Source organism: Aeromonas lusitana (genome assembly GCF_002812985.1).
Lineage (GTDB): Bacteria > Pseudomonadota > Gammaproteobacteria > Enterobacterales > Aeromonadaceae > Aeromonas > Aeromonas lusitana.
Window position 1 is genome coordinate 132,927 of the sequence record NZ_PGCP01000003.1, and the last position, 20,757, is coordinate 153,683.

Below are 20,757 nucleotides of genomic sequence, written 5' to 3' on the forward strand. Positions count from 1 at the left end.
CCTTGTCTAACAAGCAGCAGAAGGATTTGTCATGAGCATCGCCAATCTGGCTCGCCGCGTGGTGCGGGCCCTCACCCCTTATCAGTCCGCCCGTCGCATCGGCGGCAAGGGCCATGTCTGGCTCAACGCCAACGAGGCGCCGCTGGCCTATCCCTTCGCCATCGAGGGCAACCGCCTCAACCGCTACCCCGAGTGCCAGCCGGCCGAGGTGGTCAAGGGCTACGCCACCTATGCGGGGGTCAACCCGGATCAGGTGCTGGTGAGCCGTGGCGCCGACGAGGCCATCGAGCTGCTCATTCGCACCTTCTGCGAGGCCGGGGAAGATCAGATCCTCATCTGCCCGCCCACCTACGGCATGTACGCCATCAGCGCCGAGACCTGTGGCGTGGGCATAGTCGAGCAACCGCTGACCCCCAGCCGCCAACCGGACTGGCCCGCCATCCAGGATCGCCTCTCGGACGTGAAACTGGTGTTCCTCTGCTCCCCCAACAACCCGACCGGGGATCTGGTGGGCCGCAAGGGGCTCATCAAGCTGCTGGAGAAGGCCCAGGATCGCGCCATTATCGTGGTGGACGAGGCCTATATCGAGTTCTGCCCGGAGGCGAGCGTGGTGGACCTGCTCGCCCGCTTCCCGAACCTGGTAGTGACCCGCACCCTCTCCAAGGCCTTTGCCCTGGCCGGGATCCGCTGCGGCTTCACCTTAGGTGACCCTGAGGTCATCGCCATGCTAGCCAAGGTGATCGCCCCTTACCCCATTCCCGACCCCATAGCACAGATAGCGAGCCAGGCCCTCTCCAGCACAGGGCTGGAGTTGATGCAGGAGCGGGTATTGGAGCTCAACAAGCAAAAAGCCATCATCAAGGCCGAGCTCACCCGCCTCCCCTGCGTGCAGGAGATCTTCGAGGACAAGGGCAACTTCGTGCTGGTGCGTTTCAAAGATGGCGCCGCCGTCTTCGCCGCCATGAAGGCCGCCGGCATCATATTGCGGGACTTCTCCAGCAAACCTGGGCTCGATAACAGCATCCGCATCACCATCGGCTATCAGGGAGAGATGGACGCCGTGCTTGCCGTGCTGCGCACCCTGCCGGCCGACGGCGCCACCACCAGCCCGACTGCCAGCAACCAGCCCGCCGCCAGCGTATAAGGATGAATGAGATGAAGACCCCGTTTTTGTTTATCGACCGCGACGGCACCCTGATCGAGGAGCCGGTGACCGACAAGCAGGTGGACAGCCTCGCCAAGCTGCGCTTCGAGCCCATGGTGATCCCGGTGCTGCGCGAATTGCAGGCCGCCGGCTACGTGCTGGTGATGGTGACCAATCAGGATGGGCTCGGCACTGCCAGCCTGCCCCTTGAGAACTTCCAGCCTCCCCACGATCTGATGATGCACCTGTTCGAATCCCAGGGCGTGCACTGGGAGCAGGTGCTGATCTGCCCCCACTTCCCCACCGACGGTTGCAGCTGCCGCAAGCCCCACCTTGGCATGGTGAAGGAGTACCTGGCCTCGGGTCGCATCGACTTTGCCAACTCCTTCGTCATTGGCGACCGGGGGACGGACTTGCAACTCGCCGAGAACATGGGCATTCGCGGCATCCGCTATCAGCCGCAAGATCACGACTGGCTCGCCATCCGTGATCAGCTGCTCTCCAAGGGGCGCATCGCCGAGGTGGAGCGCTACACCAAGGAGACCCGCATCCAGGTGGCGGTGGATCTCGACAAGAGCGGTGGCAACCAGATAGTCACCGGCATCGGCTTCTTCGATCACATGCTGGATCAAATTGCCACCCACGCCGGTTTCAGGTTAAAGCTCAAAGTTAGCGGCGATCTGCACATCGACGATCACCACACGGTGGAAGATGTCGGTCTGGCGCTGGGTCAGGCCCTGCGCCAGGCGCTCGGCGACAAGCGCGGTATCGGTCGCTTCGGCTTCGTGCTGGCCATGGACGAGGTGCAGGCGGTGATCGATGGCCGTCCGCGCCAGAGCGAGGATGCCACCTCCCTCACCGAGCTGGATGTGGCCACGGCGCTGGACTTGAGCGGCCGCCCCTACTTCGTGTTCGACTGCCCGAGCGGCTTTGGCCGCGACAGCGTGGGGGAGATGGCCACCGAGATGGTGCCCCACTTCTTCCGCTCCCTGTCGGACGCCATGGCCATCACCCTGCAGATGAAGGTCGGCAGCGGCAACACCCACCACCAGGTGGAGGCGCTGTTCAAGGGCTTTGGCCGCGCCCTACGCCAGGCCATCCGGGTCGAGGGGAGCGAGCTGCCCTCCAGCAAGGGAGTGTTGTGATGAGCGCACAGAATCTCGTCATTATCGATACCGGCTGCGCCAATCTGGCCTCGGTGCGGATGGCGTTTGAGCGCCTCGGCGTGACCCCACTGGTGAGTCGAAACGCTGCCGATATCGAGCAGGCCGACAAGCTGATCCTGCCGGGCGTCGGCACAGCCGTCGCCGCCATGCGCAACCTCAACGAGCGTGGTCTGGTGCCGCTTATTCGTGCCGCCAAACAGCCCCTGCTGGGCTTTTGCCTCGGCATGCAGATGCTGGCCGAGGCCTCCGAGGAGACCATGGCGGGCGAGGATGACAACAGCGGCGCGCTGATCGAGGGCCTTGGTATCGTCCCCGGCAAGATCCGCTTGATGGAGGTGGGCAATCTGCGCCTGCCCCACATGGGCTGGAACCAGATAGTGCACGACGAGACGCACCCGCTGCTTGCAGGCATCCCGAGCGGCAGCTACTTCTACTTCGTGCACTCCTACGCCCTGGAGGTGACCGGCGCCACGCTCGCGACCTGCGATTACGGCAGCCCCTTCACCGCCATCGTGGGGCGGGACAACTTCTTTGGCGCCCAATTCCACCCGGAGCGATCCGGCAGTGCCGGCGCCCGCCTGCTGCAAAACTTTCTGGACTTATAAGGCAAGGAACCGCGAATGATTATTCCAGCAATTGATCTCATTAACGGTCAGGTAGTGCGCCTCTATCAGGGGGACTACGGCCAAAAGACAGCATACAGCGACGCGCCCCAGGCACGATTCGATGACTATGTAGCCCAAGGGGCGCAGCAACTGCACCTGGTGGATCTGGACGGCGCCAAGGATGCCAAGGCCCGCCAACTTGCCCTTATCACCCGGCTGCTCGCCACCACAGGTGCCCCCGTACAGGTGGGCGGCGGGGTACGTAGCGAACAAGACGTGGCAGACTTGCTGACCGCCGGCGCCAACCGGGTGGTGATAGGCTCCACCGCGGTCAAGTCCCCGGATCTGGTGGCGAGCTGGATGGAGAAATACGGCCCGGAGCGCATCGTGCTGGCGCTGGACGTGAACATAGACAGCGACGGCAAACGCCAGATAGCGGTGGCGGGCTGGCAGGAGAACAGTGGGGTAGGCCTTGAGGAGCTTATCGAGCGCTTCCTCCCCTTTGGTCTCAAGCACGTACTCTGCACCGACATTAGCCGTGACGGGACCCTCCAGGGCAGCAATGTCGAACTCTACCGGGACTTGTGTGCCCGCTTCCCCACCGTGGCCTTCCAGGCCTCCGGCGGCATCGGCGGTCTCTCGGATATCGAGGCCCTCAAGGGCTCAGGCGTCAAGGGGATCATCCTCGGCCGCGCGCTGCTCGAGGGCAAGTTCGATGTGGCGGGCGCCATCGCCTGCTGGGCGAGTCAACCCATTGCAGGAGACAACTGATGCTGGCAAGACGCATTATTCCCTGCCTCGACGTTAAAGACGGCGTCGTGGTCAAGGGCGTGCAATTTCGCAATCACGAGGTGATGGGGGGCATAGTCGAACTGGCCCGCCGTTACGCCGAGGAAGGGGCCGACGAGCTGGTGTTCTATGACATCACGGCCTCGAGCGATGCCCGTGTGGTGGACAAGAGCTGGGTGAGCCGGGTGGCGGAAGTCATCGACATCCCCTTCTGCGTCGCCGGCGGCATCCGATGCGTGGAAGATGCGCGCCAGATCCTGGAATTTGGCGCCGACAAGGTATCCATCAACTCCCCGGCCCTGGCGGATCCCCGCCTTATCACGGCGCTGGCAGAGCGCTTCGGCGTGCAGTGCGTGGTGGTGGGCATCGACTCCTACTTCGACGCCGAGACAGGCCAGTATCAAGTCAAGCAGTTCACCGGTGACGAGAGCCGCACCCGCACCACCGCCTGGACCACGATGGAGTGGGTCAAGGAGGTGCAAAAGCGCGGCGCAGGCGAAATCGTACTGAACGTGATGAATCAGGATGGCATGCGCCAGGGTTACGATCTCGAGCAGCTCACGCTGGTGCGGGCCCTGTGCAAGGTGCCGCTGATTGCCTCGGGCGGCGCTGGCACCATGGCGCACTTTCGCGATGCCTTCACCCTGGCCGACGTGGACGGGGCCCTGGCGGCCTCCGTGTTCCACAAGGGCCTTATCCCCATTCCCGAATTGAAACGCTGGCTGAAAAACGAAGGAGTCGCCATTCGTGAATAATCCATCCATAGATACCCCCCTGATCGAGCGCCTGGACTGGGCAAAATGTGACGGCATGATCCCCGCCATCGTCCAACACGCCGCGAGCGGTCAGGTGCTGATGCAGGGCTTTATGACCCGTGAAGCCCTGGAGAAGACCCAGGCCAGCGGCCAGGTCACTTTTTTTAGTCGCAGCAAGCAGCGGCTCTGGACCAAGGGGGAGAGCTCGGGCCATGTGCTCAAACTCGTCGCCATCAGTACCGATTGTGACAACGATTCCCTGCTTGTCGCCGCCGAGCCGGTGGGCCCCACCTGCCATCTGGGCACTCCCTCCTGCTTCGATGGCCACCCGCTGCCGCCGCTCGGTTTCTTGGCCGAGCTCGAGCAGATTCTGGCCGGGCGCAAGGGCGCCGATCCCGCCACCAGCTACACCGCCAGCCTCTATGGCAAGGGCACCAAGCGCATCGCCCAGAAGGTGGGTGAAGAAGGTGTGGAAGTGGCGCTCGCCGCCATGGCCAAGGACAGGGAAGAGCTCATCAACGAATCTGCTGACTTGCTCTACCACCTGACAGTCCTGCTGCAAAACGAGGGGCTGGGGCTGAAAGACGTGGTACAACGGCTCGCCGATCGCCACAATAAATAAGATGCAATGACATAAACAACGGGCCTGATGGCCCGTTTTTATGAGTATCACTCTGCCATCAAGGCTTGGGAAACCACACTTCGCCTGTCTATATAATCACAGCCAGTTCACTTGAACATGGCATTCCTAATGCTGATTATCTGGTTTTAATGTGGTTATATCTGTGACAAAGTGATGCAATAAGAATTTTCAATATGTATCAAAACAAGGCTACTAACTTCCGCTTGTTAAGTGTTAGTTAAGTATCAGTGTGCGATACTGTTTTTCATCTGGTCATGTTCTGTAGTTTGCCCAAGCCAAACTTATTGTTGGCTAGATAGGTTCGATATAAAAACAGTAAGTTTGGATGAAAAGTAAAAGCATTAAATTTGTGCACAAACATCGTCATGCACATGAAATGCCCTGTGCAGATTATCCAATATGATTCTGTGTTTTAATTTTCACGTAAGCACTTACCCCCTACATATTGACACTATAAGAACCACATTCAATATCTTGCTGCTTTATTTAAAATAAAAGGACATCTGAAAAATGAAAACATCTTTTATTGCTGCATCACTCTTGGCCCTCTCAGGCAATGCACTCGCATCAACGGAAAGCTGGGAAGGATTTTATATTGGTGGAAATCTTGGGTATGGCGCCGGTGACATCAAGGATCAAAGCAACCCGGATGCGGCCGAGCAATCCATGGATGGCATGACAGGCGGCATCCAGGCCGGACACAATTGGCAGTTTGAAAACAACATTGTGTTAGGTGTCGAGGCCGGATTGTCTTTCAATGACATCAACGAATCCTGGCATGATCAAGAGAACAACCAGTTCAGTCCGTATTATGGAAAAGACGGAATAAAGCAATCGGGATCGTTCAACATCAAGCTTGGTTACGCTATCGACAATTTCTTGCCGTACGTGACCACCGGCATCACAGTCGCAAAAATGGAGCATTCACTTGGATGTGACAAGTCCTCCGTACCCACCACAACCGGTTGCAACTCAAACTTTAACACCAGCACCTCCGATATTGGGGCTGGTGCTAACATAGGTGCCGGTGTCATGTATAAATTCAATAAGAATTTCTCAGGGGGTATCGAGTATCTCTACACCGACTTGGGAACCAGCTCCGTAAGTCTGAATGATCCCAATTACCCATCAGCCAGCGAACGCAATATGGACACCAGCTTCAGTACCATAACAGCGAAAATTAATTATCACTTCTAACTTAAGATTCGTTAGCTAATGAGTGGCACGATAGTGGCTTTTTTCCACTATCGTGCTTTTATCACTTCTTGATTCCGTGAATCACATTTTATCTTTATCTGATAAAGTTTTATTACCTAATTCACCGATCAGTGCGCAGCTCCATCAGCTACCGACATGGGTACATTGAAGGCAAGAGATGACGAGGCAAGCCCCCGCTCAGGGAGTCGTCTATTCCTGGATTGGCCACGATAATGGTCTACGTTCCCTTATTATTTTTCAGATCCGTTATGAGCAAGTTTCAGGTGTTTGCCACCCCGGATGCCCCCGCCGCCTTCACCCTGCTCGACATGGGTGCGGGCAACTTCCTGGTGGAGAAGGCAGCCTTGCTCGATCAGGGCTTCGAGGTCATAGGTGAGCCCATACTGGCGCTGGATGCCTGCGCTGCGGCCCACGCCCATCAACTCAACCTCGCCAACCCCAGCCGCCCCTATGGTAGCCCCGGCACCATAGGCCTCTTTCATTACATCTTGCTCCACGCCCCCAGGCTGTTTGGCAAGGAAAAGCCACCCCGCTATTGAATGAAGCGAGTCTGACTGAAGCTGGCCTGAACAAGGGGGCCTTTTGACGCCGCAGATGGGGACTGCTCAAAGGGGATTTTCCCCTCAATAATGGCACCATCCCTCCCCTCCACCGTCAGAGGCCTTATGAGCAAATACCAGTTCTTCCGCCAGGAGCAGGATCCCGCCAGCGTAACCTTCCTGCTGATGTCCTCCCCCTCCTTCTTGTCCGAGAAGGCGCAACTGCTCGAGCAGGGTTTCGAAGTGGTGGGAGATTATATCGACGCGGCAGACGATGAAGAGGCCATCGCCAAGTTCAGAAGCGGCATGATTGAGCCCCTCTCCGAGTACACCAAAGCCACAGAAGAAGGGGGACTCTATTACTTTCTCAGCGGAGTGGCCGAGTCTATTGGCAAGCGGCTGAAGGGGGAAAAGGCTCCACGCTGACTCGCTTTGCATGGCGTTGAACCTTGGCTACTTGGGCCGGAAACTCGTCTTGCGGCGAATCAGAGTCTGCCGGAACACCTTGTCCCATCATTTCCCATAAAAAAGACGGGCCCAGGCCCGTCCTTTTATTGTCTGTAGTGCCTGTCACACCAGCTGCTGGCGTAGCATGAATTTTTGCACCTTGCCGGTGGAGGTTTTGGGCAGCGGGGTGAAGATGATGCGCTTGGGGGCCTTGAAGTGGGCCATCTGCTCGCGGCAGAACGCAATCAACTCCGCCTGGCTGAGCTCCCTGCCCTCCTTGAGTTTGACGAAGGCGCAGGGCACCTCCCCCCATTTCTCGTCCGGCATGGCGATCACCGCCGCCTCCTCCACGTCGGGGTGGCGGTAGAGCACGTCTTCCACCTCCAGGCTGGAGATGTTCTCCCCGCCGGAGATGATGATGTCCTTGGATCTGTCCTTGATCTCCACGTAACCATCCGGGTGCCAGACCGCGAGATCCCCGCTTCGAAACCATCCCTCCGCCATCGCCTCCTCGCTGGCAGAGGGGTTCTTGAGATAGCCCCGCATCACCACGTTGCCGCGCAAGAAGATCTCCCCCATGGTCTTGCCATCCTGGGGCACGGGCTCGCCGCTGACGGGGTTCGCCACCCGCATCTCCCCCTGCAGGGGAGCCGTCACCCCCTGGCGCGCCTTGAGGCGAGAAAGCGCCGTGGCATCCAGCCCCTCCCAACTGCGCTGGGGCTCGCACACCACGCAGGGGCCATAGGTTTCGGTCAGACCGTAGACATGGGTGACGGCGATCCCCATGGCCTCCATGCCGGCGATCACGCTGGCCGGCGGCGCCGCCCCTGCGGTCATCGCCTTGATGGGATGATTGAGCCCCACCTTGAGGGTCGGATCCGCGTTATTGAGCATGTTGAGCACGATGGGCGCGCCGCAGAAGTGGCTCACCTTGTGCTCGTGCATGGCTTCGAAGATGGGTTTGGCCTGCACGTGGCGCAGGCAGACACTCACCCCGGCAACGGTCGCCAGGGTCCAGGGGAAGCACCAACCATTGCAGTGGAACATAGGCAGGGTCCACAGATAGACGCTGTGCTTGGGCAGCTCCCAGGAGAGCACGTTGTTGATGGCGTTCAAGTGTGCGCCGCGATGGTGATAGACCACCCCCTTGGGGTTGCCCGTGGTGCCCGAGGTGTAATTCAGCGATATCGCCTGCCACTCGTCCCTTGGCAACCAATGTGGCTCACTCTCGTCCCCCGTGGCGAGAAAGGCCTCGTAGTCGAGCGCCCCAACCAGCTCTCCCTCCCGATAGAGGGGATCGTCGATGGCGATGATCAGCGGCTGATGTTCAATCAAGGCCAGCGCCTTGCGAACCAGGGCGCCAAACTCCCGGTCCACCAGCAGCACCTTGCTCTGGGCATGCTGAAAGATGAAGGCCATGGACTCGGCATCCAGGCGGGTATTGAGGGTGTTGAGCACGGCGCCGCTCATGGGCACCCCGAAGTGGGCCTCGAACATGGCGGGCACATTCGGCGCGACGATGGAGACAGTGTCCCCCTCGCCTATGCCATGCCGGCGCAGGGCCGAGGCAAGGCGGCGGCAGCGCACCTCGGTCTGGGCCCAGCTCTGGCGCAATGGGCCATGGACAAGCGCCGGATAGTCGGGATAGACCCGGGCCGCCCTGGCCAGGAAGCTCAAGGGGGTGAGCGCCTCGAAGTTGGCGGCGTTTTTATCGAGGCCTGTCTCGTAGATGTTCTGCTTTGTCATCGGGTTCCTTCCTCACATGGGGTGCAAAGCGGCAGATGCAGCCGTGAAAGCGCCCTGGCATCGTGCCGGTGGCCGCTTCCTCATACTGAGTGCAAGGGTATCAATGGGGATCCGCCGCAGGTATTAGCGAAACGTCTTAGGCCGATGTGAACGCGGTGGCCGACTCGCCGATGGCCTCTCGCCCCCTAACCGGATCAGCACCTCTCACCGCTGCGCTTGTCGCCAAACACAGACGCCTTTTTGAGGAGGTCATTTTTTGCGCAGTCAGGCCCTGTCGCAGACAAGGCCCAGTTTGCTTGAGCCAGGGGAGCAAAATGACAAGAATGTCTACAAGCCCAGAGAGCGGGCAATCACAGTAGACAGGAGTAAAGAGATGAACAAATCCATGTTGGCAGGTGTCGGGATCGGTATTGCCTCTGCGCTGGCATTGTCGGCGGCGGCCAGCGGATCCCTCTTCACATCCGAACCCCAGTTTGCCGAGGTGCTGGCCAGCAAGCCGGTCACCGAAACCATCAAGACCCCCCGTCAGGAGTGTCGCAACGTCACCGTCACCCACCGCAAGCCGGTGCAGGATGAGCACAAGATCCTGGGTACCGTAGTGGGCGCCGCCCTGGGTGGCGTCGTCGGTCACCAGTTTGGCGGCGGCAGCGGCAAGAAGGTGGCCACCGCCGCTGGTGCCGTGGCCGGGGGCTATGCGGGCAACCAGGTGCAGGGCAACATGCAGGCCGGTGATACCTACACCACCCAGGAGCAGCGCTGCAAGACGGTGCAAGACAGCAGCACCCGCACCCTGGGCTATGACGTGACCTATCGTCTCGCCGGCCAGGAAGGGGTCATTCGCATGGAAAAACAACCCGGCCCCACCATCCCGGTCAAGGATGGCAAGCTGGTACTGAGCAACGCGCAGGGTTGATACTCCGTTAGGAGCGCCCTGCCATGAAAAAGGCCCACCAATGCGGTGGGCCTTTTCCATTTATGATGTTCCCACATTGGGCATCAGCCGCCCAAATGCAACGCCAGCCAGACCGCCAGCGGGATCACCAGCACGGAGAGCGCATTGCCGCCGAGCACGATGCTGGCCACCTTCTCCGGTTGGCACTGGTACTGCTCGCACAACATGTAATTCAGCACCGCCGGCGGCAGCGCCACCGACAGGGTCAGCAGCGGGATCCACGCCGGATCCAGCGGCAACAGCCAAACCACGAAAGCCAGCGACAAGCCCCCCGCCAGCAGGTAGAGCAGGTTGCACTTGAGGGCCAACCCCAGATGCTCCAGCTCCCCTTCCATCAGCCGGATGCCGAGGGCAAACAGCATGAGCGGCACCGACAGCTGACCCAAGAGTGATGCGCTGGTCACCACATAAGCGGGCAGCGGGATCTGCAGGTTCGCCACCAGCAGACCCGCCAGCGCCGCCCACAGCATGGGGCTGCGCAGCCAGAGCCAGCGGGAGGCATTGGCCGAGAGCAGGAAGATCCCCACCGAGAAGTGCAGCAGGTTGGAGAGCACGAACAGGATCACAATGGCGCCGAGCTGCTGCTCGCCAAACGCCAGCACCATCAAGGGGATACCGAGATTGCCCGTGTTGCGAAACATGGCGGGCAGGATCAGCGCCGCCCGCTCCATCTCCTTGAATCTGACCAGGGAGAGCAGCAGGCCGGGCAGCAGGATCACCAGGGCGCCGGCGGCGATGAGGGGCAGGTGATCCCCGAGCGCCAGCGGGTACTTGATCAGCGCCGAGAACACCAGCGCCGGGGTGAACAGCTCTATGTTGGCGCGGTTGACATAGCCAAGCTCGGCGCCTCCGCGCAGCCTGCCGTAGAGAGCGCCGAAGGCCACCACGGCAAACACAGGGATGACGATGTCGAGCAGGGTCGCAAACATGGGGCGGCTTACAGCTCCCGGGCGGGCTTGCCCATCAGCAAAATAGGGTCGAGCGTCACCTCCAGCTGGCCATTGCTCACCCAGAGCTGACCGTCCGAGACGGTGCAGGTGAGCTGCATGGTGCGCTCCACCATGGCGGTGAGCGGCAGGGTCTGGCTGTCGGAGAGCTCTATGATGCTCAAATTGTCATGCTGGCTGAGCTTGCCCTGGTTCTGCTTCCACCAAACGCTGGTGCCACGCCCGCCGTACAGATAGAGCACCACCTGGCGGGAGCGATTGCAGGCTTTTTTAAGCCGCTTCTCATCGGGCTGACCGAGCTCGACCCAGAGCTCAATCTCATCGGAATAATTTTTCAGCCAGAGCTCGGGCTCATCATCCGCCGACAGCCCCTTGGTGAACTCCAGCCGCTCGGCGGCGTGCCAGGCGAAGGCCGCCAGCCGGATCATCATGCGCTCGTCGGTCTCGGAGGGGTGACGAGCCAGGGTGAGGGAGAAATCCTGATACAGATGGCGATCCATGTCGGACAGACTGAGTTGGGCCTTGAATACGGTTGCCTTGAGAGCCATAGAAACCTTGAATACCTTGAAGTGGAAAACGCGCCGAAAAGCTGCGCGCCAGTGTAATCAAAATCGGCGCAGGGTTCGACCACCTTGGTCGAACATTTGGTGAGGCGGTGCGGATAAGCCCCTGTGCCGGCTCAAAAAACAAATGCCAGCCCGAAGGCTGGCATTTGACGGTATGAACCGGACTGGATCACTTCTCGGCGGACTTGACCCCAAAGAGGTTGAGCAGCACGCAGCAGGTCACTGCGACAGCCACAAATCCGCTCAGGAAGATAAAGGGCATGGCCCCGTACCCCAAAATGTTCCAGATGGTTTGTTCAAGCAGACTCATTATGTGTCCTTCATCCAGTGAAATGGGTGTCCCTTTCGGCGGCGGGTATGCTCCCGCGCTCCTGATGGCCCTATTTGAACTCATCCGGCGCCAGAGGCCTATGCCACCAAAGTAATAAATGGGGCGCTAGTTTGCGCTAGATCAATAATTTAGCCCCATTTTATCCACAATAACGCCTCGCCTCCCCTCGCTGAACCATAGCCCACTCAGACCGGATCGCACCAAATGGAAGAGGCGGCCCTGGGGCCGCCTCCTGGTCATGACAGACTCGACGCCTTCCTATCAATAGAAGGTCTGCTGCTCCGCCGCCATCGCCTTGAGTCGGGCACAGGGGGCGAAACGATCTCCGTGCCGTTTCTGGTAGTGCTCGAGACGACCAACCAGATGGGCGATGCCGAGGCTGTCCATGTAGCGGAAGGGGCCGCCCAGGAACGGCGGGAAGCCGATGCCGAAGATGGCGCCAATGTCGCCGTCACGGGCCGAGGCCACCACGCCTGCGTCCAGCGCCATGGCCGCTTCGTTGAGCATCATCAGCACGCAGCGCTCCGCTATCTCCTGGCGGGCCAGCTTGGGAGAGACAGACACACCGAGCACCGCATAGACGCTGTCGTCCACCGTCTTCTTGCCTTCCTTGCCGGTGAGCTTGTTGCGCGGCGCGGCCTTGCCATAGAGGTAGAAGCCCTTGCCGTTCTTGCGCCCCTTGCGATCGTTTTGCAGCAGCTTGTCAAAGGCCGCCGGCGCCTGGAACTGCTCGCCGCCGAGCTCTTTCTCCAGAATGGGGGAGATCTTGGCCCCGACGTCGATGCCCACCTCGTCCAGCAGCTGGATGGGGCCGACCGGGAAGCCAAAGTCGAGCAGGGCGCCGTCCAGCACCTCCACCGGCTCCCCTTCCAGCACCAGGCGCGCCGCCTCGTTCATGTAAGGAGCCAGGATCCGGTTCACGTAGAAGCCGGCCTCGTCTTTGACCACGATCGGGGTCTTGCCCTGGGCGCGGGCGAAGGCCAATGTGGTGGCCACCGTCTCGGCACTGGTGCCGGCGTGGGGGATGATTTCCGCCAGCGGCATCTTGTCCACCGGGCTGAAGTAGTGCAGACCCACGACGCGCTCAGGATGGGCGGCATTGGCCGCGATCTGGTGGATGGGCAGGGAGGAGGTATTGGAAGCAAATACCGTATGCTCGCCGCATTCGCGCTCCACGTCCTGCACCATCTGATGCTTCAAGGCGAGATCCTCGAACACCGCCTCGATCACCATGTCGACACGGTGGAAGCCAGAGTAATCCAGAGTGCCTGACAGCATGTTCATCTGCCTTTCCAGATCGCTTCGCAATATCTGACGACGTTTCAGCTTCTTGGACAGCAGATCATGACTGTAACGCATGGCGTTGCCGATACCGGCGCTCGCTACGTCCTTGATCCGCACCGGTATCCCGGCCTTGGTGGCGGTGACGAAGGCGATGCCGCCCCCCATCAGGCCACCGCCGAGCACGGCGGCATGGGTTATCTTGCGCGGGGTTGCGCCCTGATAGGCCACCTCTTTCTTCATCTCTGTGGTGGCGAAGAAGAGGGAGCGCAGGGAGGCGGATTCCGGCGTCATCACCAGCTCGCCAAAGTGGCGGGCCTCGGCGGTGAGACCGGCCTGCATCCCCTCCTCCACCCCGATGCGTACCACTTCGAGGATCCGCTCCGGCGCCGGGTAGTTGCCGCGGGTCTTGCTCATCACCCCCTTGCGGGCCTGATCGAACAACACCTTGCGACCCAGGGCATTGGTTTCCAGCAGCTTGCCCTGCAGATCCCGCTTCAGCGCATGGCGCGGCTTGCCCTTCTTGGCAAGCTGGATGGCCGCCTCCAGCAGGATGGATTGAGGCACGACGTCGTCTGCCAGGCCGAGTTTCTTCGCCTGTTTGGCACGCACCTGCTTGCCGGTCAGGATGAGGTCGAGGGCCTTGGCCACCCCGATAAGGCGCGGCAGGCGCTGGGTACCGCCGGAGCCCGGCAGCAGGCCGAGCTGCACTTCCGGCAGGCCCAGCACCGTCTTGCCGTGATCCGTGATGACCCGGCCGTGACAGGCCAGGGCCAGCTCCAGCCCGCCGCCGAGGCAGGGACCGTGAATGGCGGCGATCACCGGGATGCTCAGGGCCTCGATCTCGGCAAACACCTGCTGCCCTTCCCGGGCCAGAGTCTGGGCATCGGTGGCACTGGTGCAGGCCGCCAGCATGGCGATGTCAGCCCCGGCGACGAAGGAATCCTTCTTGCCGGAGACCACCACCAGGCCGATCAGATCCTTGTTGGCTTTGACTTCGGCCAGCAGGTTACGGATCTCACCGGCAAACGAGGCCTTGAGGGTATTCATGCTCTCGCCGGGCACATCCATGGTCAGGATGCCGATGCCGTCCTTGCGAATCTCCAGCGCGAAGGTATTGGTGCTCATCTTGTTCGTCTCCATCATTCCACCTCCAGCACCATGGCTGCCCCCAGTCCACCCGCGGCGCAGGCGGTGTTGAGCGCAAGCCCCCCACCCCGGCGGCGCAGCTCGTTGAGGGTTTGGGTGATCATGCGCGCCCCTGTGGCGGCAAACGGGTGGCCATAGGCCAGGGAACCGCCGAGCACGTTGAACTTGTCCATGTCCACCTCACCGATGGCACTGTCACGCCCCAGCTTGTCCCGGGCAAACTCCTTGCTTGCGAACATCTTGAGGTTCGCCAGGGTCTGGGCGGCGAACGCCTCGTGCATATCTATCAGGGTCAGATCGGCCAGCGTGATGCCGGCGCGGTCCAGCGCCAACGGGGTGGCGTAAGAGGGACCCATCAGCATGTCCTGCCACACATCGATGGCGGAGAAGGCGAAGCTGCGGATGTAACCCAGGGGTTCCAGTCCCAGCTCCTTGGCCCGCCCCTCGCGCATCAGCAGCACGGCGGCGGCGCCGTCGGTCAGCGGGGTGGCGTTGGCGGCGGTAACTGAGCCGTGCAACCGGTCAAATACCGGTTTGAGCTTGGCGTAGCTCGCCAAGTCAGAGCTCTCGCGGATGTTGTTGTCACGCTCGAGCGGCGACTTGTAGGGGGGCACGTGGGCGGTGAACACTTCGTGGCTCAACTTGCCCTCGGCCCACGCCTGCGCCGCCAGGGTATGGGAGCGGTGCGCCAGAGCGTCTTGCGCCTCCCGGCTGATGCCGTGGCTCTTGGCCATCTGCTCGGCGGTCTGGCCCATGGAGAGACCGGTGGAGTATTCGGCCACCGCCGGCGGCACCGGCATCAGGTCTTTCAGGCGCAGACGGCGCAAGATATTGAAGCGTTGCTGAAGGTTACGAGCCTTGTTCAAGTCCACCAGGGCGCGCGCCAGGGACTTGCTGACCCCGATGGGCAGCACGGAAGAAGAGTCGGCGCCGCCTGCGATGGCGATGTCGACTGTGCCGGCCACGATGGACTCGGTGACGTTGGCCACCGCCTGGAAACTGGTGGCGCAGGCGCGCGACACGCTATAGGCGTCGGTGCTGACGCTCATGCCGGTGCCGAGCACTATCTCGCGGGCGATGTTCGGCGCTTCCGGCATCTGCACCACTTGGCCGAACACCAGCTGATCGATGAGCTTGGGATCGAGATCGGTGCGGGCGAGCAGTTCGCTCACCACCAGCTTGCCGAGATCCACCGCGGGCACGCCATGAAAGGCGGTGGCCTGCTTGGCAAAGGGGGTGCGCAGACCCGCCACGACGGCAATCCGTTCGCCCTGGCGTGTCGTCAGTTTCAATGGCTGTTTCATCCTGGCTCCTTGGGTTGAAGGGTAGAGGTCTGACCTCATTGCGCCACATCTTAACAATCCAATCACAACTTTCATACGCCTGATTGAAACTAAATTGTCCTCATCTTGGCCCCCTCCCTCGCCCTCTTGGGGTATCTGGGGTATAAAAAGAGCAACTTCTATTAAAACAACGGGTTCATTCCATGGCAGCGGCCGGGTTCAGAGCACTTAGGGACTATCTTGGCAGTCAAATTCTGGGGCAGGGATCCCTCATCGACGGGCTCCTGATCGCCCTGTTATGTGAAGGACATGTGTTGATCGAAGGGGCCCCCGGCCTTGCCAAGACCCGGGCGGTCAAGGCGCTGGCTGGCGTGGTGGAGGGGCGCTTTGCCCGCATCCAGTTCACCCCGGACCTGCTGCCCGCCGATCTCACCGGCAGCGAGGTGTTTCACCCGCAAGATGCGAGCTTCGTGTTCCAACCCGGTCCCCTGTTCAACCACCTGGTGCTGGCGGACGAGATCAACCGGGCGCCGGCCAAGGTGCAATCCGCCCTGCTGGAAGCCATGGCCGAGCATCAGATCACCGTCGGCAAGAAGAGCTGGCGCTTGCCGCCGTTGTTTATGGTGGCCGCCACGCAAAATCCGATAGAACAGGAAGGGACCTATCCCCTGCCGGAGGCCCAGCTCGATCGCTTCTTGCTCAAGCTCATGGTGGATTACCCGAGCCCTGCCATGGAGCTCGCCATCTTGCAGCTCAACGCCCGGGGCGAGCAGTTGCAGCCACCGCCTCTGACCTTGAGTCAGGAGGCGCTGCTGGCGGCGAGAAACGAGGTGCTGGCCGTGCAGATGCAGCCGAGGCTCGAGCACTATCTGGTGCAGATCGTCTGCGCCACCCGGCCACAAAGCGGTCTCTGCCCCGAGCTTGCCCCCCTCATCTCGGTCGGTGCCAGCCCCAGGGCCAGCATAGGGCTGGCGCGCGCCGCTCGGGCGCGGGCCTGGCTCGCCGGGCGCGACTTCGTGCTGCCGGAAGATATCCAGCAGCTGGCCCCCGCCATCTTGCGTCATCGCCTCATTCCGAGCTATCAGGCGCTCGCCGACAACCTCGACAACGAGGCGCTGATCGCGCTCCTGCTGGATGCCATACCGTGCCCATGAGCCCTTGCCCGCTGACGCCCATCCCTCTGCAAGGCCGGATCTCGTGTCTCTGACGACGAGCCCTGATCCCCGCCATCACCCGGATATCGCCCTGTCACTGGCGAGCCTGCTGGCGATCCGGCTCTGGGCTCGCTCCGGCCCAAGAGCCCGGGTGCATCAGGCGAGGCAGGGGCGGCTCGGACGGGTGCCGGGTCTGAGTTTTCGCGAGCTGCGGGCCTATCAGGCCGGGGATGAGGTGCGCCACATCGATTGGCGCGTCACCGCTCGCCTCGGCCGCCCCTACACCCGCCTCTATGGGGAGGAGCTGGAGCAGGCCCACTGGCTGCTGCTGGATCTCTCCCCGGCCATGTATTTCGGTTCGGGGCAACAGCTCAAGGCGCGCCTTGGCTGCGAGCTGGCCGCCGCCCTGCTCTGGCAGAGAGAGAAGCAGGCCAATACCCTGATCTGTCACGGGCACGAGCCCAAGATACAAATTCAGCGCGGCTCCCTGATGCCCTTGCTGGAGACCCTCTGCCTGCAATACGAGGCAGGCCTTGACCGCATCGCCCCCGCCCAGCCCCTGGCCCATACCCTGGCCCGGCTCAGCCTGCCGCAAGGGGCCAGGCTCACCATCATCGGCGATCATCGGCCCTGCGAGGAGGCCTTGCGCCAACGGCTGCAACTGCTCGGCCGGCGCCACGACATTCACTACTGGCAGATCCGGGATCCCCTGGAGGCGAGCCTGCCGACCCAGGGACAACTGGCGGTGCAGGCAGGCAAACATAGCGGCTGGCTCGATGGCAGCAGCATCAAGTTCAACCAAAAGTATGAAGAGGCAGCGAGAAACACTGCCGAACTCGCGCAGCAACAGCTGCTGCCGCTGGTGCAGCGCCTCTATCGCCTCGACAACGGCAAGCCGCTGCAACGCCAATGGCAGGAGGGCGGATGCCGTCTGCTCTGATCGCCGCCCAGGCCAGTTCCCTCCCGGCCACCCAACTGCACGAGATCCAGGCGCAGTTGCGCGACATTCACCCGGGGCCGGCCCTGACCAGTGCCACCGATCCGCGTCTGCTGGCCTTGGGTTGGCTGCTGATCGCCTTGCTCGGCCTGTTACTGATCATACTGCTGACCACCATGCTCTGGCGCCAGCGCCGCTGGGCGCGCCAGATAGCCTGGCAAGAGGCCGATCTGGTGCCTCGCCTGCAGAGCGTGTTGCGCACTGCCGCCCTCACCCGCTGGCCGGAGGCGCGCTCCCTGCAAGGAGATGCCTGGCTCATCTGGCTCGATGAGAAAGGGGGCAGCCGATTCAGGGAGCTGGCGGCGCACTGGCCTGACTGGCTCTACGGCCAGCAAGTGCCGGATGAAAAGCAGCGGGCGCAGCTCAAGCGGGCTTATCTGCGCTGGGGGCGCCGCTGTGTCAGTGCACCATCTCTGATGAGACCAGGCCCCGGGCGTCAACGCCGCACAAGCCAAGGCGAGAGGTGCTGATGATCCTCGCCTGGCCCTGGTTTGCCCTCGCCCTGGTGCTGCCCTTGCTGGTGCGCTTCGGCCTGCCGCCCCTCTTAACCGACAAGCGAGGCCGCACCCGACTCGTCCACGACGGTTTTCCGCTTCTGTTACCCCAGGCCGGGCAGCCGGTCTGGTGCATGGCCCTGTGCTGGTGCGCCCTGGTGCTGGCCCTGTGTCGCCCCCAATGGCAGAGCGAGCCCCTCATTCACTATCAGGCCAGCCGGGATCTCATCCTGGCGGTGGATCTCTCCGACAGCATGCGCACCCAGGACATGCTGGATGAGGGGGAGCAGCGCGACCGGCTCGGCGCCGTCAAGGAGCAGCTCAAGTCCTTGATCCGCGCCCGGGCGGGGGATCGCATCGCCCTGGTGGTGTTTGCCGATCACGCCTACCTGCTCTCCCCCCTGACCGAGGAGATCCCGGCCCTGCTGCGACTGGCCGATGAACTGGATTTCGATCTGGTGGGCCCCACCACGGCGATCGGTGAGGCCATCCTGCTCTCGCACCAACACGCGGATCTCACCAGACCCACGGCCCTCTTGCTGGTCACGGACGGCCGCAACACGGCGGGCAATGCGGATCCCCTGGCCGAGGCCAAACGCGCCGCCGCGGCGGGTATTCGCCTCTATACCCTGGGGGTCGGCGCCGATCCCGATACCTTCGCCGGCGTTCAGTTCCAAGCTGGGCTGGATCCCAGCGCCGAGCTGGATGAGCCTCTGCTGCAACAGATTGCCGAGCTCGGCCATGGACGCTATTTCCGTGCCCGCTCCCAGAGCGATCTCGCCGCCATCAATCAGGCCCTCGACAGCCTGGAGCCCGTCGCCCGCCCGCAAACCCTCTATCAACCCAATCTGGAGCTCTACCCCTGGCCCCTGGCGCTGGCCTGGTTGCTGCTGATGTGGCCCGCTCGTCTGCGCGGCGCTGCCCCATCCTGGCTCAGGCTGAACAGGGCCTTCTGGCGCCGCCCACCTCGCCAGCCGCCGGAGCCACCTCATGCTTGATTACCTGCGGGAGTCCTCATCATGGAGCTGATGCTGCTGCGCCCGCTCTGGCTGCTGGCTCTGCTGCCCTGGCTGTGGCAGGGCTGGCGTCGCCGCCGTCAACCCGCCCTGCTCGCCCCCGCCATGCAGGCCTATCTGCTGCCCAGGCAAGGGCGCCGCACTCCCTGGCTCTGGCTGGCCTGCCTGCCGATGATCCTGGCCTTGAGCGGCCCGGCCCTGCGCCAGCAGAGCCAGTCCATCACTATGCCAGCCCTCGACATCTGGCTGCTGGATCTCTCAGAGACCATGCTGGCCCAGGATCTGCCACCGGATAGGGCGACCCGGGTGCGCTTGCAACTGCAGGACATGCTGGCCGGATCCGAGCCCAAGCAGGAGGCGCGCCCCATCGCCCTCATCCTGTTTGCCGATGATGCCTACCTCACCATGCCCCCCAGCCGGGATCACAGGGCCATCTCGCTGCTACTACCGGACTTGCGCCCGGCCATCATGCCCCAGCTGACCCCGCACAGGGGCAGCGCCCCCGAGCGGGCCGTTGAGCTCGCCCTCGCGCAGATCCCCGCCGGCCAGCGGGCACGGCTGCTGCTCATCACGGACGGCTTATCTCCCGCCCAGATGGAGAAGATCGCCGCCCTCTGGCCCTGCCAGGACTCGCTGCTTTGTCGCGCCTCCTCCACCGCAAGGCTCGACATCCTGCTGGCCAACGGGGGCAAGGCCGCAGAACTCCCTCCCTCCGGCGGGCAGGGATTAGGCAGCAGCTTGGGTCGCAGATTGCCGCCCCCCGATGGGGCCGCCATGGCGCAACTCGCGACCAGGCTGGGGGGAGATCTGCAGTGGTTGCAGGCCGGGATGCCAAGGTTTGCGCCGCTGCCCATGAGCCAGGTGCAGGCGAGCGCCCCGTCCCGGGATCTGGGGCCCTGGTTGCTCATTCCCCTGCTGCCGCTGGCCCTGCTGGCGCGCATCGGATCGGCCTGGCTGATCCTGCTCGGCGCAGGCATGAGCCTCATTCATCCCCCAGCCCTGCAAGCGAGCCCGGCGCCGTCTACCCAGGACCGTCTTGCCTGGCAGGCCTACCAGCAGGGGCACTATCTGGCGGCCGCCCGCGACTTCCAGGATCCCGTCTGGCAGGGCAACGCCTGGTACAGGGCCGGCGATTACGCTCGGGCTGCCGCGGCCTATGCCCGCGCCAGCAGCGCCAGCAGCGCCACCGCCCACTACAACCGGGGCAATGCCCTGGTGCAACTCGGCGATCTAAAGGGCGCTGAACAGGCTTATCTCGCAGCCATTGCGCTCGAGCCCCGCCACCAAGATGCGCTTTATAACCTGGCCTTGCTGCGTCCCCTGCCGCCACAGTCGGCCCCCTCCTCCCAGCGCCCTGAGCCGCGGGAGGCGCCCGAGCAGAGCGCCGCTCCGGATAAGCCGCAGCCACCGGCCCCGCCCGTGTTGTTGCTGGAGCAGCGGCTGCGCAAAGAGGCCCAGCGCCGCGCTCAGCTCCTGCAAGAAGATGCCCCCGGTTTCAAGGTGGAGGAGTCCAGGTGATGTGCTGGTCAAGGCCG

21 protein-coding genes are annotated in these 20,757 nt (G+C 62.4%); 15 read left to right on the forward strand and 6 right to left on the reverse strand.

The window, feature by feature from the left end; translation table 11 throughout:
- The first annotated feature begins 31 nt into the window (after nucleotides 1-31).
- The 9 genes from hisC to CUC44_RS02165 all read left to right on the forward strand — a co-directional run bounded on the left by hisC (nucleotide 32) and on the right by CUC44_RS02165 (nucleotide 7,285).
- Nucleotides 32-1,144, forward strand: coding sequence for a histidinol-phosphate transaminase (gene hisC, locus CUC44_RS02125; RefSeq protein ID WP_100858357.1), 1,113 nt, complete (start codon nucleotides 32-34; stop codon nucleotides 1,142-1,144).
- 11 nt (nucleotides 1,145-1,155) lie between these two features.
- On the forward strand, nucleotides 1,156-2,289 hold the full coding sequence (hisB, locus tag CUC44_RS02130) for a bifunctional histidinol-phosphatase/imidazoleglycerol-phosphate dehydratase HisB (protein WP_100858358.1): 1,134 nt from the start codon (nucleotides 1,156-1,158) through the stop codon (nucleotides 2,287-2,289).
- Nucleotides 2,289-2,915, forward strand: a complete 627-nt coding sequence (gene hisH, locus CUC44_RS02135) for an imidazole glycerol phosphate synthase subunit HisH (protein WP_100858359.1) — start codon at nucleotides 2,289-2,291, stop codon at nucleotides 2,913-2,915. The genes hisB and hisH overlap by 1 nt, the downstream gene beginning before the upstream one ends.
- 15 nt (nucleotides 2,916-2,930) lie before the next feature.
- On the forward strand, nucleotides 2,931-3,686 hold the full coding sequence (gene hisA, locus CUC44_RS02140; protein ID WP_100858360.1) for a 1-(5-phosphoribosyl)-5-[(5-phosphoribosylamino)methylideneamino]imidazole-4-carboxamide isomerase: 756 nt from the start codon (nucleotides 2,931-2,933) through the stop codon (nucleotides 3,684-3,686).
- Nucleotides 3,686-4,459 (forward strand): imidazole glycerol phosphate synthase subunit HisF, encoded by a 774-nt coding sequence (gene hisF / locus CUC44_RS02145; RefSeq protein ID WP_100858361.1) that lies wholly within the window; start codon nucleotides 3,686-3,688, stop codon nucleotides 4,457-4,459. Before hisA ends, hisF begins: the two co-directional genes overlap by 1 nt.
- Entirely contained in the window at nucleotides 4,452-5,081 is a 630-nt protein-coding gene (gene hisIE, locus CUC44_RS02150; protein WP_100858362.1) for a bifunctional phosphoribosyl-AMP cyclohydrolase/phosphoribosyl-ATP diphosphatase HisIE, read from the forward strand. The genes hisF and hisIE overlap by 8 nt, the downstream gene beginning before the upstream one ends.
- Nucleotides 5,082-5,612: 531 nt before the next feature.
- Nucleotides 5,613-6,299, forward strand: coding sequence for an outer membrane protein (locus CUC44_RS02155; RefSeq protein WP_100858363.1), 687 nt, complete (start codon nucleotides 5,613-5,615; stop codon nucleotides 6,297-6,299).
- Nucleotides 6,300-6,568: 269 nt separating this feature from the next.
- Nucleotides 6,569-6,859 (forward strand): hypothetical protein, encoded by a 291-nt coding sequence (locus CUC44_RS02160; protein WP_100858364.1) that lies wholly within the window; start codon nucleotides 6,569-6,571, stop codon nucleotides 6,857-6,859.
- Nucleotides 6,860-6,985: 126 nt separating this feature from the next.
- Entirely contained in the window at nucleotides 6,986-7,285 is a 300-nt protein-coding gene (locus CUC44_RS02165; protein ID WP_100858365.1) for a hypothetical protein, read from the forward strand.
- A 144-nt stretch (nucleotides 7,286-7,429) separates the two neighbouring features.
- On the opposite strand, the gene CUC44_RS02170 is transcribed toward CUC44_RS02165, so the two are convergent.
- Nucleotides 7,430-9,052, reverse strand: a complete 1,623-nt coding sequence (locus CUC44_RS02170; RefSeq protein WP_100858366.1) for an acyl-CoA synthetase — start codon at nucleotides 9,050-9,052, stop codon at nucleotides 7,430-7,432.
- A 373-nt stretch (nucleotides 9,053-9,425) separates the two neighbouring features.
- Here CUC44_RS02170 and CUC44_RS02175 point away from each other — a divergent pair, with 373 nt between their 5' ends.
- The gene (locus CUC44_RS02175) at nucleotides 9,426-9,965 is read left to right on the forward strand and encodes a glycine zipper 2TM domain-containing protein (protein ID WP_100858367.1); all 540 of its coding nucleotides are present in this window, start codon (nucleotides 9,426-9,428) and stop codon (nucleotides 9,963-9,965) included.
- A gap of 83 nt (nucleotides 9,966-10,048) precedes the next feature.
- Here CUC44_RS02175 and CUC44_RS02180 read toward each other — a convergent pair whose 3' ends face one another.
- The 5 genes from CUC44_RS02180 to fadI form a co-directional block, all read right to left on the reverse strand.
- Nucleotides 10,049-10,933: an AEC family transporter gene (locus CUC44_RS02180; protein WP_100858368.1), complete on the reverse strand. Its 885-nt coding sequence runs from the start codon at nucleotides 10,931-10,933 to the stop codon at nucleotides 10,049-10,051.
- 8 nt (nucleotides 10,934-10,941) lie between these two features.
- Nucleotides 10,942-11,499 carry a YaeQ family protein gene (locus CUC44_RS02185; protein ID WP_100858369.1) on the reverse strand — a complete coding sequence of 186 codons (558 nt, stop codon included), beginning with the start codon at nucleotides 11,497-11,499 and terminating at the stop codon, nucleotides 10,942-10,944.
- Between the two features lie 187 nt (nucleotides 11,500-11,686).
- Nucleotides 11,687-11,827 carry a TIGR02808 family protein gene (locus CUC44_RS02190; protein ID WP_083443334.1) on the reverse strand — a complete coding sequence of 47 codons (141 nt, stop codon included), beginning with the start codon at nucleotides 11,825-11,827 and terminating at the stop codon, nucleotides 11,687-11,689.
- A gap of 282 nt (nucleotides 11,828-12,109) precedes the next feature.
- A complete protein-coding gene (gene fadJ / locus CUC44_RS02195; RefSeq protein WP_100858536.1) occupies nucleotides 12,110-14,257 on the reverse strand; it encodes a fatty acid oxidation complex subunit alpha FadJ in 2,148 nt (715 codons plus the stop codon).
- 14 nt (nucleotides 14,258-14,271) lie between these two features.
- Nucleotides 14,272-15,582, reverse strand: coding sequence for an acetyl-CoA C-acyltransferase FadI (gene fadI, locus CUC44_RS02200; protein WP_100858370.1), 1,311 nt, complete (start codon nucleotides 15,580-15,582; stop codon nucleotides 14,272-14,274).
- A gap of 182 nt (nucleotides 15,583-15,764) precedes the next feature.
- Here fadI and CUC44_RS02205 point away from each other — a divergent pair, with 182 nt between their 5' ends.
- Genes CUC44_RS02205 through CUC44_RS02225 form a run of 5 tightly spaced genes read left to right on the forward strand, consistent with a single transcriptional unit; the run spans nucleotide 15,765 to nucleotide 20,740 of the window.
- On the forward strand, nucleotides 15,765-16,715 hold the full coding sequence (locus tag CUC44_RS02205) for an AAA family ATPase (protein WP_100858371.1): 951 nt from the start codon (nucleotides 15,765-15,767) through the stop codon (nucleotides 16,713-16,715).
- 49 nt (nucleotides 16,716-16,764) lie between these two features.
- Complete coding sequence (locus tag CUC44_RS02210) at nucleotides 16,765-17,655, forward strand: DUF58 domain-containing protein (RefSeq protein WP_244166706.1); 891 nt, start codon at nucleotides 16,765-16,767, stop codon at nucleotides 17,653-17,655.
- A complete protein-coding gene (locus tag CUC44_RS02215; protein ID WP_100858373.1) occupies nucleotides 17,640-18,182 on the forward strand; it encodes a DUF4381 family protein in 543 nt (180 codons plus the stop codon). Before CUC44_RS02210 ends, CUC44_RS02215 begins: the two co-directional genes overlap by 16 nt.
- On the forward strand, nucleotides 18,182-19,204 hold the full coding sequence (locus CUC44_RS02220; RefSeq protein WP_100858374.1) for a VWA domain-containing protein: 1,023 nt from the start codon (nucleotides 18,182-18,184) through the stop codon (nucleotides 19,202-19,204). Before CUC44_RS02215 ends, CUC44_RS02220 begins: the two co-directional genes overlap by 1 nt.
- A gap of 21 nt (nucleotides 19,205-19,225) precedes the next feature.
- Nucleotides 19,226-20,740, forward strand: coding sequence for a tetratricopeptide repeat protein (locus CUC44_RS02225; protein ID WP_100858375.1), 1,515 nt, complete (start codon nucleotides 19,226-19,228; stop codon nucleotides 20,738-20,740).
- Nucleotides 20,741-20,757 lie beyond the last annotated feature (17 nt).

Bases quoted from the DNA above. Each gene is read 5' to 3' on its own strand.
- hisB (WP_100858358.1), top strand. From the start codon at position 1,156: ATGAAGACCCCGTTTTTGTTTATCGACCGCGACGGCACCCTGATCGAG.
- hisF (WP_100858361.1), top strand. From the start codon at position 3,686: ATGCTGGCAAGACGCATTATTCCCTGCCTCGACGTTAAAGACGGCGTC.
- CUC44_RS02220 (WP_100858374.1), top strand. From the start codon at position 18,182: ATGATCCTCGCCTGGCCCTGGTTTGCCCTCGCCCTGGTGCTGCCCTTG.
- CUC44_RS02160 (WP_100858364.1), top strand. From the start codon at position 6,569: ATGAGCAAGTTTCAGGTGTTTGCCACCCCGGATGCCCCCGCCGCCTTC.
- CUC44_RS02215 (WP_100858373.1), top strand. From the start codon at position 17,640: ATGCCGTCTGCTCTGATCGCCGCCCAGGCCAGTTCCCTCCCGGCCACC.
- hisH (WP_100858359.1), top strand. From the start codon at position 2,289: ATGAGCGCACAGAATCTCGTCATTATCGATACCGGCTGCGCCAATCTG.
- fadI (WP_100858370.1), bottom strand. From the start codon at position 15,582: ATGAAACAGCCATTGAAACTGACGACACGCCAGGGCGAACGGATTGCC.
- hisA (WP_100858360.1), top strand. From the start codon at position 2,931: ATGATTATTCCAGCAATTGATCTCATTAACGGTCAGGTAGTGCGCCTC.
- CUC44_RS02190 (WP_083443334.1), bottom strand. From the start codon at position 11,827: ATGAGTCTGCTTGAACAAACCATCTGGAACATTTTGGGGTACGGGGCC.
- CUC44_RS02155 (WP_100858363.1), top strand. From the start codon at position 5,613: ATGAAAACATCTTTTATTGCTGCATCACTCTTGGCCCTCTCAGGCAAT.
- CUC44_RS02225 (WP_100858375.1), top strand. From the start codon at position 19,226: ATGGAGCTGATGCTGCTGCGCCCGCTCTGGCTGCTGGCTCTGCTGCCC.
- CUC44_RS02205 (WP_100858371.1), top strand. From the start codon at position 15,765: ATGGCAGCGGCCGGGTTCAGAGCACTTAGGGACTATCTTGGCAGTCAA.
- CUC44_RS02170 (WP_100858366.1), bottom strand. From the start codon at position 9,052: ATGACAAAGCAGAACATCTACGAGACAGGCCTCGATAAAAACGCCGCC.
- hisC (WP_100858357.1), top strand. From the start codon at position 32: ATGAGCATCGCCAATCTGGCTCGCCGCGTGGTGCGGGCCCTCACCCCT.
- CUC44_RS02180 (WP_100858368.1), bottom strand. From the start codon at position 10,933: ATGTTTGCGACCCTGCTCGACATCGTCATCCCTGTGTTTGCCGTGGTG.
- CUC44_RS02165 (WP_100858365.1), top strand. From the start codon at position 6,986: ATGAGCAAATACCAGTTCTTCCGCCAGGAGCAGGATCCCGCCAGCGTA.
- CUC44_RS02175 (WP_100858367.1), top strand. From the start codon at position 9,426: ATGAACAAATCCATGTTGGCAGGTGTCGGGATCGGTATTGCCTCTGCG.
- fadJ (WP_100858536.1), bottom strand. From the start codon at position 14,257: ATGAGCACCAATACCTTCGCGCTGGAGATTCGCAAGGACGGCATCGGC.
- CUC44_RS02185 (WP_100858369.1), bottom strand. From the start codon at position 11,499: ATGGCTCTCAAGGCAACCGTATTCAAGGCCCAACTCAGTCTGTCCGAC.